This is a genomic window from Prevotella sp. C561 (assembly GCF_000224595.1).
GTDB lineage: Bacteria > Bacteroidota > Bacteroidia > Bacteroidales > Bacteroidaceae > Prevotella > Prevotella jejuni.
The window spans coordinates 47,116-61,306 of sequence record NZ_JH114150.1; the positions used below are offsets into that span (position 1 = coordinate 47,116).

At 44.2% G+C, this 14,191-nt stretch carries 11 protein-coding genes; 1 reads left to right on the forward strand and 10 read right to left on the reverse strand.

The features are described 5' to 3' along the window. Positions 1 to 58: 58 nt before the first annotated feature. The 3 genes from murF to HMPREF0666_RS11740 form a co-directional block, all read right to left on the reverse strand. Positions 59 to 1,381: a UDP-N-acetylmuramoyl-tripeptide--D-alanyl-D-alanine ligase gene (murF, locus tag HMPREF0666_RS11730; RefSeq protein ID WP_009012576.1), complete on the reverse strand. Its 1,323-nt coding sequence runs from the start codon at positions 1,379 to 1,381 to the stop codon at positions 59 to 61. A 430-nt stretch (positions 1,382 to 1,811) separates the two neighbouring features. Further along, positions 1,812 to 2,783, reverse strand: coding sequence for a helix-hairpin-helix domain-containing protein (locus HMPREF0666_RS11735; RefSeq protein WP_009012577.1), 972 nt, complete (start codon positions 2,781 to 2,783; stop codon positions 1,812 to 1,814). 238 nt (positions 2,784 to 3,021) lie between these two features. Next, the gene (locus HMPREF0666_RS11740; protein ID WP_009012578.1) at positions 3,022 to 4,383 is read right to left on the reverse strand and encodes a sodium-dependent transporter; all 1,362 of its coding nucleotides are present in this window, start codon (positions 4,381 to 4,383) and stop codon (positions 3,022 to 3,024) included. A 72-nt stretch (positions 4,384 to 4,455) separates the two neighbouring features. Here HMPREF0666_RS11740 and HMPREF0666_RS11745 point away from each other — a divergent pair, with 72 nt between their 5' ends. Continuing rightward, positions 4,456 to 4,848: a VanZ family protein gene (locus HMPREF0666_RS11745; RefSeq protein WP_009012579.1), complete on the forward strand. Its 393-nt coding sequence runs from the start codon at positions 4,456 to 4,458 to the stop codon at positions 4,846 to 4,848. Here the strand turns inward: HMPREF0666_RS11745 and HMPREF0666_RS11750 are convergent. From HMPREF0666_RS11750 to HMPREF0666_RS11775, 7 genes are all read right to left on the reverse strand, one after another. Next, entirely contained in the window at positions 4,808 to 5,305 is a 498-nt protein-coding gene (locus HMPREF0666_RS11750) for a CYTH domain-containing protein (RefSeq protein ID WP_009012580.1), read from the reverse strand. The genes HMPREF0666_RS11745 and HMPREF0666_RS11750 overlap by 41 nt on opposite strands. A 76-nt stretch (positions 5,306 to 5,381) precedes the next feature. Then, entirely contained in the window at positions 5,382 to 5,522 is a 141-nt protein-coding gene (locus HMPREF0666_RS17665) for a hypothetical protein (RefSeq protein WP_009012581.1), read from the reverse strand. Between the two features lie 56 nt (positions 5,523 to 5,578). Further along, the gene (gene prfB / locus HMPREF0666_RS11755; RefSeq protein ID WP_009012582.1) at positions 5,579 to 6,694 is read right to left on the reverse strand and encodes a peptide chain release factor 2; all 1,116 of its coding nucleotides are present in this window, start codon (positions 6,692 to 6,694) and stop codon (positions 5,579 to 5,581) included. A 214-nt stretch (positions 6,695 to 6,908) separates the two neighbouring features. After that, positions 6,909 to 8,717: a long-chain fatty acid--CoA ligase gene (locus HMPREF0666_RS11760; RefSeq protein WP_009012583.1), complete on the reverse strand. Its 1,809-nt coding sequence runs from the start codon at positions 8,715 to 8,717 to the stop codon at positions 6,909 to 6,911. A 747-nt stretch (positions 8,718 to 9,464) separates the two neighbouring features. Next, complete coding sequence (locus HMPREF0666_RS11765; RefSeq protein WP_009012585.1) at positions 9,465 to 11,534, reverse strand: murein hydrolase activator EnvC; 2,070 nt, start codon at positions 11,532 to 11,534, stop codon at positions 9,465 to 9,467. After that, the gene (locus tag HMPREF0666_RS11770; protein ID WP_009012586.1) at positions 11,535 to 12,446 is read right to left on the reverse strand and encodes a DUF4292 domain-containing protein; all 912 of its coding nucleotides are present in this window, start codon (positions 12,444 to 12,446) and stop codon (positions 11,535 to 11,537) included. Then, complete coding sequence (locus HMPREF0666_RS11775) at positions 12,443 to 14,179, reverse strand: tetratricopeptide repeat protein (protein ID WP_009012587.1); 1,737 nt, start codon at positions 14,177 to 14,179, stop codon at positions 12,443 to 12,445. Before HMPREF0666_RS11775 ends, HMPREF0666_RS11770 begins: the two co-directional genes overlap by 4 nt. Between the last annotated feature and the right edge of the window lie 12 nt (positions 14,180 to 14,191).

Genomic DNA, 14,191 nt, shown 5'->3' on the forward strand with positions numbered 1-14,191 from the left:
GCAAAGATAAGTATTTTTCTGCAACTAATGCAAACAATCTCGCCCTTTTTACAACCCGTTATAACAAGTCTGTCAATTCAAAAAGACGGATTCCATTACTTCCTTTTATCAAGATGTAATGGTCTTCTGGACGGTGAGAAGCAATCTCAGCCTTGACCTCCTCGACATCATGGAACTTACGGAAAGCAGTCTGTGTCTTACTAAACTCTTCACCAACAAGCCATACGTTACGGATATCAGTAGCCTTCAATAAGTCAACAACCTTCTGGTGTTCGACTGCAGAAGCATCTCCCAACTCACGCATATCACCAAGAATAGCCATCTTATTATCCACCTCCATCAGTTGGAAATTGTCTATCGCAGCAGCCATACTGGATGGGTTAGCGTTATAAGCGTCCACGATTAGCTTGTTATGAGCAGTCTCTGTCAGCTGTGAGCGATTGTTATGAGGAATGTAATTCTCCAATGCGTTGTTTATTTGTTGCGGTGTTACGCCAAAGTGAAGACCAATGGCTATGGCCGCCAACATATTATCTAAGTTGTAAGAACCTATCAGATGGGTTTGCACATCATAGATGGTAGGAGCTGGCTGGTGGGTATTCAGACTTGATGACTGCCATTCGAAATGTAAGAAAGGAGCACAATTAACAACATAGCCCTGCACGTCTGCCGTCTCATCCTGCCCGTATGTGATGACACGATTGAACTCTCGTTGCCCTGCCATCGCCGTCAGGTCGGGGTTACTCTCATTGAGGAAGAGCAATCCATCATGAGCTTTAAGGAAGTCATAGAGTTCGCCCTTCGTCTTTTTCACACCTTCAAAACTACCGAAGCCCTGCAGGTGAGCACGTCCAACATTGGTTATCAAACCACAAGTTGGCTCTACGTAAGTAACGAGTTTCTCGATATCTCCAGGGTGAGAGGCACCCATCTCGATGACAGCTATCTCATGTTCAGGACGAATACCAAGTAAGGTACGTGGCACGCCAACGTCGTTATTATAATTTGCCTCCGTATGGTGTACGTTGAATTTCTCGGCTAACACGGCTGAGATAAGCTCTTTACTCGTTGTCTTACCATTAGTTCCTGTAATACCAATCACAGGGATTGAGAACTGACGACGGTGTTCGCGCGCCAACTCCTTATAGGTGATTAGGGCGTCGTCGACAAGGATGAAGCGTTCATCACCATCCTTTGCGTACTCTTTTTCATCAACGATAGCATAGCTACAGCCCTTTTCTAAGGCTGCTTCCGCAAACTTATTACCATCGAATGAAGCTCCCTTCAATGCCACGAAGATACTTCCTTCAGGACAGTTACGACTATCAGTAGTAACGACGGGATGCTCTTGGTAAATCTTGTATATCTCCTGTATGTCCATTGTCATTAGTTTTTCTTACTGCAAAGGTAATCTAAATGAAAGACAATGCAAAGTATTGTATGTCTTTTTTAATACTTATCTTGCGATTTAAGGTAGGTTTTATAGATGAGAGAACACTATCAAGACGGTTCTTAGAAACCGTCTTTTCTCATTCTGTAATCGCTTCGCAAACCTCCTCCCAACCATTCTGACCGAATTATTTTCATGACAAGAAAGATTTTTTCTCACGTAAATAAATATTTATTTTCATGACAATAAATATTTATTTTCATGAAAATAATTCGCTACGGGTGGTGTTCGTTGAACAGAATGAACGTTTCATAAGACTGTGAAGACTTTCTTTTTGACCTTTATAATCACTCGTTTCTAACCTTATATGATGTTATAACAATCTTAAAATCATGTATATATGCTACATGAAAGCACCTATTTAGAACTCAACATAGGGACGTAGGCGTTCGATAACATCTGGGGTAAATTCCTTTAACAGGTGGAGTTGTGATAGAGTTGTGAGTTTTCCCTTTAGCCGCCGATAGTCGCAGACTGCCTTTGCACGATAGAAGTTCATATAAGGATGACGCCTAAGTTGTGAAAGACTTGCCGTATTTAGGTTTATTTTCTCAGTCTTTGGATTGGCAATAGAGAAGTAAGGTAGGGCCTCTTCTGGGAACCCCTCAATCTCTTGTAACTGTCCCACGGCAACATATCCACCTAATCGTTTACCATAATTGAGGATAGCTCGTGCCCATCCCGACCCTATCCCTGGTATCTTCTTTAGCTGTGTTGTATCCGCAGTAACGAGGTTGACGTGTTCTCCCACTCTCAGTTTCACAGGATAACGGAGCGTGTCACGCTCGTAACCTTTGTAGGGTTGATACGTATTTTGTGCCTTATAAGCTTCGTAAGCGGCATGGGCTGCCTGCTTATTGGCTTCTTTCTGGGCTATATAAGCTTGTACGGAGGCCAGTGTTGAGGCAGGTTGATAATCATCGCCTATCGTTATATAAGGTTCTAAAGTCCGATATTGTTTGCATGTAAGACCGTAGACTCTGGCAAAGTCCATCGGTGAACGATACACTCCTCCTTTAGCTCGATACTTCATGATGTTACGCACTTGATAAGGAGCCAAGCCTAACTGTTGCAACTGTTCGGGCGTGGCTGTGTTCGGATCAAAGGTGAAGAGGTGGTTACCTTCTGCTGTCACCACTTCAGGAAGCGGTGCTTTATGGGCAAAGGATACTGACTTCTGATGTGAAAGACTATCGTTCTTAACATCCGACGTCGTCTTTGTCTGGTTGCCAACAAGGAGTATTATACCAACACATCCAGCAACGAATAGTAACAACAGAAAGACTACTTTGCGGTCAGAACGGTGGAGATAGAATATAGATTTGAGGTTCATTGGTTGTAAGGTTTAAGTCCCTATGATCCCTTGGAAATCTGTGCTTCTGAAGGGTTGGGCATAGTCATGTAATTATTAAGTACTGATTTAAGTCTTTAGGTAGTAGAGAGTAGAATATTATGGAATATCTTTTCAACTCTTTCCTCCCTCCTCTTCGTCCAAAGACTCTACTTGATAGCACAACAAGACATCGTTCTTTTGATAAGAAGAGGAGGGAGGGAAGCAAGTATCTAATCGTTTAGAAGACTCCTAACTGATGTAGGAAGATGGCCAAAATAGCCAATGGACAGACGAAGCGAATGAGGAAATAATACACTCCAAAGAAGGTTCCACGTATCGTCCCCCAGTTAGTAAACTCGTCTTTCACCAACTTCTTCGGTACATACCACCCTATGAACAGACAGGTAAGGAGTCCGCCTACAGGCAAGAATATCTGTCCTGTGACAAAGTCGAAGACGTCGAAGAGGTCGACACCAGCTATCTTCAAGAAGTTCCAGTCTCCTAATGACAAAGAACAAACAGCCCCTATCAGCAAACAACCCACCGTAACAATCATTGCAGCACGTGGTCGGCTAATGTGTAACTCCTCTTGGAAGAAAGCCGTGCTCACCTCATGCAAGGAGATTAACGACGTCAAAGCAGCCATAGAAAGGAGTAGATAGAATGCGAAGGAGATAACATATCCGATGATAGGCATACTCGAGAAGGCCTGTTCGAAGACGTTTGGCAAGGTGATAAAGATAAGAGAAGGACCACTGTCAGGGTTGATTCCTACCGAAAAAGCTGCTGGGAAGATCATCAGACCAGCAAGAATAGCCACGATGGTATCAATCAATCCAATCTGAACAGCTGAGTTCAAGAGGTTTGTATGACGGCTATAATAAGAGGCGTAAGTACAGATACAACCCATAGCAATGCTCATCGAATAGAAAGACTGACCTAACGCACCAAGGAAAACATCGCCTGTTACCTTGCTAAAGTCTGGCTTCAACAGAAATTCAATACCTTTGCTTGCCCCTGGAAGAAGGCAAGAAGCGACGACAATAGCAACTAACAACACGAAGAGGGCAGGCATCATAATCTTTGAAGCACGTTCGATACCGTTCCTTACACCATGAATAATAATGTAGTGGGTGAAGAACAGAATAGCAGCTGTCCATAAGACAGGCTTCCAAGGGTTGGTGGAGAAGTCTGAAAAATAGGATTGGAAATAAGCTGGTGAACCGTGTAAGTGATTCATCACAGAGGCAAAACCGTATTGCAAACACCATCCTGACACCACAGCATAATAGCCTGTAATCAAGAAGCCAGTGAGCACTCCCAAGTAACCCACCCACTTCCAAGCAGTGCCATTAGACACTTTCGTGTAGGCACGGGCCGTATTAGAAGCAGCATGACGACCAATGATAAACTCGCTTATCATACACGGTAAGCCTAATAACAAGATACAACCAATATAAATAAGAATGAAGGCTGCACCACCATTCTGACCTGTCATGTATGGGAAACGCCATACGTTCCCTAAACCAACAGCTCCTCCTGCTGTGGCAAGTATCATCCCAAGTTTGCTTCCAAACTTTGCTCTTTTATGTTCACCCATATAGATTTAACATGAATACATGTGCAAATATACAAAAAAATATCTACCTTTGTATCAGATTCAAAGTTAATTATGCATTTATTACATCATATCCTCACAAAGTATCCATGTAGTTGCATCATCGTTATTGCTACTTGGGTGTTATGCTTTATACCTATTCCAGAGACGCCACTGAACGATATTAGATTTATTGATAAGTGGACACATAGTGTCATCTACTTGGTCTTAGGAGTAAGTATATGCCTTGAATACATACGCACAACCAAGCATCCAAGCCCCTCCTTCATTGTTGGCTGGGCCTGGCTTGTACCTCTTTTGATGGGTGGACTCATAGAGATTCTGCAGACTTACTGCACGAATGGCAATCGGAGTGGCGAATGGCTTGACTTCTTTGCAGACTCCTTAGGCTCCACAATAGCCCTCATCATCGGTATTCTTCTGGTACGATATCGCACCAAAGCTTGAATGGGTTGCGACGCATTTGGGAGTTATAAAAATGGCGATCGCCCGTTACCTCTAAGCCAAGGAAATCTGGTTTAGCAAAGGCTTCACCCTCACTTCCTAACTCAACCTCGGCTAACACGAGTCCTTCATTGTCCCCATGAAACTCGTCAATCTCGAAGGTGTGACCCTCAAAAGGGACAAGGTAACGGTGCTTGTCAATAACTCCAGGCTCGCACAACAGCATTAACTGCTGTGCTTCCTCAAGTGATATCACCTTTTCAAACTCGTAACGTGACAAGCCTCCATTGCTTGATGGACCTTTAATCGTTAGGTATCCTTTATCGTCTCGGATACGTACACGAACGGTGTTAACGGCTGCGAAATATCCTTGTTGTATATGACTACAACTGCTGGCAAGCCTTTTCCAATCCCTATCTTTACGTACTAAGAACTTCCTTTCAATCTCTAATCCACTCATAAGAAACGTTGTTATAATAAGTATCTACCGTCTTATATTATAGATGTGTTCGTCATCTCATTCCCTATCTATGCCTTTAAGACATATAGGAAGCAATGACAATCGTCAAAACACCTAAGGCTACCAATATCAATGCAAGCCATCCAATAACACGGTTAGCATACTTCTCTTGTTTAAGTTCACGCTCTTTGCGATTATATTTACTTCTTTCACTCATAGTTATATTACTTAAAAAGGTTATTAAATCATTCTGTTTAAATCAAAGAGGAGTAATTACTCCTCCACTGGGAACTCCATCAAATAAGCCTTAATGAAATCATCTATCTTACCATTCATCACCCCGTCGACATCAGAGGTTTGATAGTTCGTGCGGTGATCTTTAACACGTCGGTCATCAAAGACGTAACTCCTTATCTGACTTCCCCATTCTATCTTCTTCTTACCAGCCTCTATCTTAGCCTGCTCCTCCATCCGCTTCTTCATAGCACGGTCGTATAACTGTGATTTCAAAAGCTGCATAGCTTTCGCACGGTTCTTTGGCTGGTCGCGAGTCTCGGTGTTTTCAATAAGGATCTCTTCCTGTTCTCCAGTGTCAGGGTCCTCATATTGATAGCGTAAACGGACTCCCGACTCCACCTTATTGACGTTCTGTCCACCCGCACCACTCGACCGGAAAGTATCCCAACTGACGCGAGCTGGGTCGACAAAGACCTCGATTGTGTCATCAACCAACGGTGTTACGAACACGCTGGCAAAGCTTGTCATACGCTTACCTTGGGCATTAAAGGGGCTAACACGTACCAATCGGTGTACACCATTCTCACTTTTCAGGTATCCGTAGGCGTATTCTCCACCCTCGAACTTCATTGTCACGCTCTTAATACCAGCTTCATCGCCCTCTTGAATATCAGAGATAGTCACCTTATAACCCTGTGCCTCGCCCCAACGCATATACATACGCATCAGCATAGAAGCCCAGTCTTGACTCTCCGTACCGCCTGCTCCCGAGTTAATCTTCATCACACACTCCATCGGATCTTCCTCTTGTCGAAGCATGTTCTTTAACTCTAAGCTCTCAATTAACCGAAGTGCTTTATCGTAGGCAGCGTCAACCTCCTCTTCAGACACAAGTTCATCCTTATAGAAATCGTATGCTAATTGCACCTCATCAGCCAACGCCCGCACCTTATCATAGTCTTTCACCCATTTCTCAATATCCTTTACTTTCTTCATCTGCACCTGTGCTCTGCTTGGATCATCCCAAAAGTCAGGTGCTTGTGTACGGAGTTGTTCCTCCTCAAACTCTATTCTCTTCTTATCAATATCAAGATAACGGTGCAACGCTTCAGTGCGTTCTTGTATATCTTTAAGCTGGTCTGCTGTTATCATCTTTATTCTTTTATCGTTGTTAGAGACTTAGGGAGCTGGCAAAACTAATAAGTTTAGCAGGACCAGCAATACTTGTAGAACTAGTAAGACTAGTGACGCTCGTAAGGCTCGTAAGGCTCGTAAAGCAAGCAAAACACTGCCTAATTCATCTTAACAATTAACCCATCAACCTGCCAACCCATCAACTCGTCAACCCATCAACTCATTTACTTCCCTACTCTTCGTACATCTTTTCAATCACATCATGGTAGCGACGGTTTACGACAGAGCGCCTTAGCTTCAGCGTATTGGTCAACTCTCCGTTCTCCATAGAGAAATGATGAGGGAGGAGTGTGAACCGTTTAATCTGCTCGTATGACGCCAAGCGCTGTTGTAAAGTCTCTATACGCTCACGCATCATCTCGTTAACACGCTTGTTCTGGCATAACTCTTCACGGTCTTTGAACGTTATATGGTTCTCCTTAGCCCACTCTTCAAGCACAGAGAACTCAGGCACTATCAATGCAGCCACAAACTTTCTCTGGTCTGCTATGACCGACACTTGTTCAATAAACTTATCCACTAATAGCATACCCTCAACCATCTGCGGTGCGACATATTTACCGTTTGAGGTCTTGAAGAGGTCTTTGATGCGTTCTTTCAAGAACAACTCACCATCTTTCATATACCCCGCATCACCCGTATGGAAGTATCCGTCTTTATCAAAAGCCTCTGCATTAGATGTCTCACGACGGAAGTATCCAGGCATAATCGTAGGTCCTTTCAGCATTACCTCACCTTCTTCACTAATCTTGATATCAATACCTTCGATTGGACGCCCTACTGAACCTATAGTATATGGCTGTCCAATATGGTCGCAGGTAACGGTTGCCAGACTCTCTGTCAGTCCGTATCCAACAATCATGTTAATACCAACACTATGTACAAACTCCTCTACTTCTGGTGACACGTAAGCCCCCGCTGTTGGGAAGATATGAGGATTCTCCAGTCCTAACTGCTTACGAACAAGACTTAGTACAGTCTTATTAACAAACTTATACTCCATCTCTAACGTAAGTGGAACACGCTTTCCACGTGCTATATACTGTATATTGCGTTTCCTTCCAACGTTCAAAGCATGATAGAACAGCTTGCGTTGAACGACACTGGAGTTCTCCATGCGTTCCTTCACAGCCACATAAACCTTCTCCCAGAAGCGAGGTACGGCTGCCATACACGTCGGATGTGTCTCGCGCATACTCTGTTGTATTTCCTTAGGATAGGTGTTTACAATCAATTCAGCTCCAAGAGAGAGAGCCAGATAAGCCCATCCACGCTCGAAGACATGGCTGAACGGTAGGAAGTTGATAACACGATCCTTGTCATTCAAGGGTACACTCTTTGCATTGGCACGCAAAGCTGCATGATACATCTTATATGTTAAGACCACGCCTTTACTCTCTCCTGTGGTACCACTTGTATAAAGTATATTACAAATATCTTCTTCATTCGCCTGCCCCCAACGCTCTTCCACCTCAGCTTCACGTGGGAAACCTTCCCCTAACTTTAGGAAGTCTTCAAAGTAAATAGAATTGGGGTCGTGCTGACTAAGTCGTACACTCGAGTCAAAAACAATAATTCTTTCGAGCGAAGGACAAAGCGATTGGATGCGACGTGCCTTGTCATACTGTTCCTGTTCACCAACGAAAAGGAACCTTACACTGGCATCCTGAATCATATATTGTATCTGTTGTTCAGAACTTGTGGCGTAGAAAGGAATACTAATCACCCGCACACCGTATGCACCAAATTCTGTATAAAGATGGTGAATACAGTTCTGTGAGAACACAGCAATCGTCTCTTGAGGTTTCATCCCAAGGTTCAAAAGAGCGTTTGAAACCTCCTTTACACGCATTGAGAACTGATTCCATGACACTGCACGCCACTCCAAACTACCAAAGTTACGGAAGGTAATGGCTGCTTTAGTACCGTATTTTTTCGCTTGTTCATGTATAAGAACAGAAAGATGACTGATTGTCTGCATTGTTTTCCTTATTTTTCTTCGTCCCTTCAGCAGATACTCTATCTACAAGCGAAGCTTATAGACGGATTGCCGATTATACTTTATCTCCTGCAAATATAAACATTTATCCGCAAAGCAAAAAATAAATTAGATATTAAATGATAATTTTTACCTATTCCTTTCACCCTCTCTAAACTTAGAATAACAGGACAATTATATTCCTTTATAGGACAGAATAAGCCCTACACTACCATCAACTAATAATCAAAAGAGCTGATTATCCGCAGTAATTGAGTTGTCACTCGACATAATGTTTCCTATGATTAATTTGCCGATGGATGCCTGACGCTTTCCCAATACGTGGTTAGCAAGTGGCTTGATGATTGTTAGCAGAAAATGAGACTACGCTGAGCATGTAAACTATTGTACGTTAGAGGGTTTACACACCGCGATAGATTGCAATCAAGCCTATCACGAACAGCATCGCACAAAGGCGTTTTTCGCTTTTCTTTTCGTCTGTTAGTAATCACCTTATTCACAACTACTTGCGCAACAGTAAAGCTAAGGCTCCGAATTATCTTCATGAAGAAAAATATTTTTCATCATGAAAAAAAATAATTATCTTCATGAAGAAAAATATTTTTCTTCATGAAGATAATTCAGTAATGACATTCTATTGAGAGAAGAAAGACGATGAAAAGCAAAGCAGATTACCGCCAATTAGATCTCAACAAACCCACCTTATTAATATAGAAGACCGGCAGTTGGTTAGCGTAACCACTGCTCTGGATTCAGTTTAGCAGTCTCTTTACGCAGCTGGAATTGGAGTATACCAGTCCTACCAACCGTTCCGATGGTCTGTCCTGTACCTACCTTCTGTCCCTTGCTGACGCCTACAGAACCCAAGTTAGCATAGACGGTGATATAAATACCGTGACGTATCATCACGACACTCATACCGCCTGCCATGAAGACACCGCTCACCTCGCCCATAAAGACGCTACGAACAGCACTGCCAGGAGCACCCTTGATATTGATACCATCATTGTTCAAGCGGATATTCGACATGCCTGCCACATTATACTGACCAAAGTGACTGACTATCTGGCCCGACAATGGCATTGGTAATCGACCACGGTTATTAGCGAAGTTACCCGTTATTGCACGGTCAGCCGAGCTTAGCATATCATTGTTTTCAGCGGCAGCGGCCCTTGCAGCCTCAGCCTCTCGAGCAGCTCGTGCACGGTCGGCATCAGCCTTGCGTTCGGCTGCCACACGGTTTGCCTCAGCCTCACGAGCCATCTGGTCGGCACGAGCTTGCTCTGCGGCAGCACGTGCTTCGGCCTTTTCCTGTGCCGCTTTAGCCGCAGCCTCCTGCTCCTCAGCCTTGCGAATAGCCCGTTCACGAGCGGCAGCACGTTCCTTCTGCAATGCTTCCTGACGTGCCTTTTCAGCCGCAGCACGGGCTGCAGCGGCACGAGCAGCAGCTTCTTGACGAGCCTTCTCAGCAGCCTCAGCAGCAGCACGAGCAGCAGCCTTGGCTTTTGCCTCACGTTCTTTCGCCTCAGCAATACGCCGAGCATTCTCACGGGCAGCGGCCTCTGCAGCCGCTTTCTTACGTGCCAACTCCTCTGCACGCTTCTTTGCTGCAGCGGCACGAGCGGCAGCCTGTGCCTTTGCCTCAGCTATGGCACGTTCGCGCGCCTTCTGTATTTCAATCTGAATAAGGCGATCTATCTGTGCATTCAACGCTTGTTGCTGCTGACGACGTTGTGCTATTACGCCCTGTAACACCTTCTGGTCGTTCTGCAAGGAGGTTACCACCGCCTGCTGTTCAACACGCTTACGCTCCATCTGGGCATGTACCTGACGGTCTTTATACAGAAGGTTACTCTTATTGACACGTACGTTCTTCAACTGAGTATGCTTCTCGTCCACCTGCAACTGCTTAACTTTAAGCTGCTCGCCCTGCGCCCTCTGGTAAGCAGCATACTCACGTACGAAGCGAAGACGACGATACATCTGGGTCAAGTTCTTTGCTGAGAAGACGAACATCAGCTTGTCTTGAATACTACGATGACGTGCCATGTAACGCATAGAACGGATGAAACGAGCGCGACGCTCGCTCAACTGTGCTTCAAGAGAGGCGAGTTGACCTTTCAGAATACCGATATTCGTATCTAAGCCTTTGATGTCTGTGGCTATAGTGTCAATCGTTCTCTGCTGATGACCGATTTCAGTATCAAGCCGAACAATCTTCTGCAAGCGGTCATCAACGTCCTTCTGCTTCACTTTCATCTCTTCTTCATGCGCTGATATCTCCTGTTGTAGCTTCTGATTCTGCTGTTGCAATCCTTTAATCTCAGCCGTCGTCACATAGGCAGGACCCTTCGCTCCTTTCTTACCAACGACAGCATTGCGTGCAGCAGCTTTCCCATGCACAACTTGTTGACCCTTTACAAGAACTTGTTGTCCCTTGATTTGCTGTTGTTGTAAAGGCTTTCCATGTTGCTGTTGCTGCTTTCCATGTTGCTGTTGAAGCTTGCCCTGTTGTTGTGTAGCCGTCACTTGCTGATGTGATCGACCTCTAACAGGAGCCTGATACTGTATTTTCTCCACCGTCGGCTTACGTCCTCGTAAAGGAGTCACAGGGGTTGTTGTCTGCTTATTATCTGCTGCCGTAGTAGCATGTCTACCTTTTTCTTTTACAGTAGACTTCGTCTCAACGGGTTGAGCAACAGCCGTATTCCGATGGCGTGAATGCCTTCTTGTGTGCTGAGCAGAGGTTGTCAGCACACACATCATTGCTAATATAAATAGTAAATAAAGACGTTTCATTTAGAAGTTCATTAGTTTGCCGAGGATATCCTCTACGCTTACTTTTGTGTACTTATCCGATGGCTGGGTTAAAGTCTCCCAATCACTACCATCACTAAAACCATCAAGAACGAAATTAGCTTTCAGTGTCTTTGCTGCCTTCTGACCAATTGCTGGAGTATTGATAGTCAAAGTCTGATCGGCAGGAAACAGCTTTGAGCCAAACGCCCTAAAGTCATTATAGGTCCAAGAGAACTTTGAAGCGCCATGAGCAGTACTATTATATGTTATAGTAGTAAGCTGAATAAGATTGTTCTTAGGGTTGACAGACCACTTATAGTCCATCTTTCCGTCCTTAAGACTTACTGTTATAACACCTTCCCCCTGTGCTTTACTCTCGTCAACAGTAAACTGTGACAAGTCAGCCTCACTCATCCTTTGCTGGCGAGGGGCAAACACTTGATTCCAGAAGAGCGATTGAAGCGAATAGAAGTTGATACCATTATCACGCAAGAGCCCTACCTCGCCGTAGCTTGCCTTTACATATTGTTTATGGATACGGTCGATGAAAAGAACGTAATCCTTGGTAAACTCAATGCGTCCCACTTCACTGCGAAGGATTGGGATGAGCAACTGCAAGCGAATAACCTCATCTTTACGCATACGCAGAATACCCGGTACTGTAATGTCCTTACGGCCATCATTGAGCGTAAAAGTTAGGTTTGAAACAAGGTTCTTTTGGTAGAGTGCATTGTCAGTAATGCGCTGCATGGCAACAACACTCTGCATCTTGTTATCCTTTGGGGCAGGTGCTGTTGGCTGTGTCACCTTTGTGTCCTGCATAGGCTTCTGTTGAACCACAGCCTTCTTAGTACCGCATGCTGCCAAGAGAAGGGCAGTCATGCTTATAAGTAATATCTTTGTTTTCTTCATTCTACGACGTATTTCTTTAGTTTTAACTTCTTTCTCAACGTAGCACTGTCGTTACCTCCATCAATGGCCTTCTGCCAAAACTCAATAGCCTTAGCCATATCGCCTGTCTGTGCATAGATATCACCAGCGTGTTCCTTTACAACATTGCTCAGAGTAGAGTCATTACGAATTGCTTGTTCGATATAAATCTTTGCCTCTTCGTAGCGCTTTTGCTGAAAAAGAATCCATGCGTAAGTGTCGAGGTAAGTGCTATTATTTGGCTCTGCCTTTATCGTCTTATAGCTCATCTGCTCTGCCTTTGTAAGGTTTTTATTCTCCTCACTGAGGTAATAGGCATAGTTATTCAATGCAGCCACATTATCTGCTTTCCACTGCAAACAACTATCATACGCTTGAAAAGCCTCATCATTGCGCCCCTTCTCATGAAGAATATCACCCATAATAGCATAGAAGTCTGACACAATATCTGGGTTACTGTCTGGCTTTATCTGCCCCACTCCCTTTCGGAAGGTCTCCAACGCAGCGTCGCTATCGTGCTTTTGGAACTGAGCCATACCTTGGAAGTAATAGAATGCCATCTCATCTGGATTATACTCTATGGCTGGTCGACAAATAGCGATGACCTTATCGTAGTCTTGTGTGTCCCAAATATTCTGTATCAATGCTATTCTTGCACGCGAATTATCAGGCTCTACCTCAATAGCTTGCTCATAAACGCGATTGATTTCAGCCTTTGGCCACTTGCGAAGTGTCATATATGCGGCTTTAAGCATATAGATATCGGCGTCTTCTTGTGGAACAGCTAATGCTACAGAGAACTGTCGCATCACCTCAGTACTATCTGGGGTATTATCCTTCTGACTGCTTGTAATACTCTGACGGAGTAACTCTAACTTTGTTTCCTTCTCTGTTTTTGGCGATTGCAACAGTTCCTGTAGAATTGTTTTTACAGTTGCCTTGTCACCAATATTATTATAGTAATCCATCATGGAGACCTTGGCAAGCGAGTTGTCAGGGTCTTCCTTCAACACATCACGGTACTTTTGAAGTGCTTCCTTCTTCTTTCCATTCTGCAAGAGCCAGTTCCCGAACATCACACGATAGTTGAGATCGAGAGGATGACCATCAACGAGCGCCTTCAACTCATCGTACTCCTTGCGCTTTTCTCCCATCTGTTCGTATATTTGCATCTTGCTTAGAGAGATCTGCTCGCTGGTTCCCTCCACCGTTTCCAACCGTTCCAAGCACTTAATCATCATCTTATAATCATTCTGAGAGCCGTACAGTTGATAGAGAAGTTGCAGTACATCAGAGCGCGTTTTATTAGCTTCATAGAGCCGTTCGAAGGCTTTTATAGCATTAGGATAGTCTTTTTGCGACACATAGAGTTTACCTAATTTCTCTTGATAAGCCGAGTTCTCTGGGTCAAGACTTGCCGCCTTCTCGAAGTATTCACGTGCCAGAGCATCCTTCTTCATGTCTACATAGAAAGCAGCCAACTGATAATAAACCTCTGGAGCAGCTGGATTGAGGTCGCGTGCATGGCGTAGTAGGTCGAAAGCAGCCGTTAAGTTGCCCATATCCTGCTGTCTCATCGCCTCAAGGAAGAAATAGTTATAGCTTTGAAGGCTATCCTCTCGGTCAGCATGTACAGCCAAAGAGCCACCCAGCAGAGCCAGCGCAATGAGGGTGCGACGTATCTTTATGCCTTTCAATATAACTTTATTGAACATTTATAGTTCCTT

Excerpts from the sequence above, each read along its gene's own strand:
- HMPREF0666_RS17665 (WP_009012581.1), bottom strand. The coding sequence starts at position 5,522 with ATGAGTGAAAGAAGTAAATATAATCGCAAAGAGCGTGAACTTAAACAA.
- prfB (WP_009012582.1), bottom strand. The coding sequence starts at position 6,694 with ATGATAACAGCAGACCAGCTTAAAGATATACAAGAACGCACTGAAGCG.
- HMPREF0666_RS11765 (WP_009012585.1), bottom strand. The coding sequence starts at position 11,534 with ATGAAACGTCTTTATTTACTATTTATATTAGCAATGATGTGTGTGCTG.
- HMPREF0666_RS11750 (WP_009012580.1), bottom strand. The coding sequence starts at position 5,305 with ATGAGTGGATTAGAGATTGAAAGGAAGTTCTTAGTACGTAAAGATAGG.
- HMPREF0666_RS11745 (WP_009012579.1), top strand. The coding sequence starts at position 4,456 with ATGCATTTATTACATCATATCCTCACAAAGTATCCATGTAGTTGCATC.
- HMPREF0666_RS11760 (WP_009012583.1), bottom strand. The coding sequence starts at position 8,717 with ATGCAGACAATCAGTCATCTTTCTGTTCTTATACATGAACAAGCGAAA.
- HMPREF0666_RS11775 (WP_009012587.1), bottom strand. The coding sequence starts at position 14,179 with ATGTTCAATAAAGTTATATTGAAAGGCATAAAGATACGTCGCACCCTC.
- HMPREF0666_RS11735 (WP_009012577.1), bottom strand. The coding sequence starts at position 2,783 with ATGAACCTCAAATCTATATTCTATCTCCACCGTTCTGACCGCAAAGTA.
- HMPREF0666_RS11770 (WP_009012586.1), bottom strand. The coding sequence starts at position 12,446 with ATGAAGAAAACAAAGATATTACTTATAAGCATGACTGCCCTTCTCTTG.
- HMPREF0666_RS11740 (WP_009012578.1), bottom strand. The coding sequence starts at position 4,383 with ATGGGTGAACATAAAAGAGCAAAGTTTGGAAGCAAACTTGGGATGATA.
- murF (WP_009012576.1), bottom strand. The coding sequence starts at position 1,381 with ATGGACATACAGGAGATATACAAGATTTACCAAGAGCATCCCGTCGTT.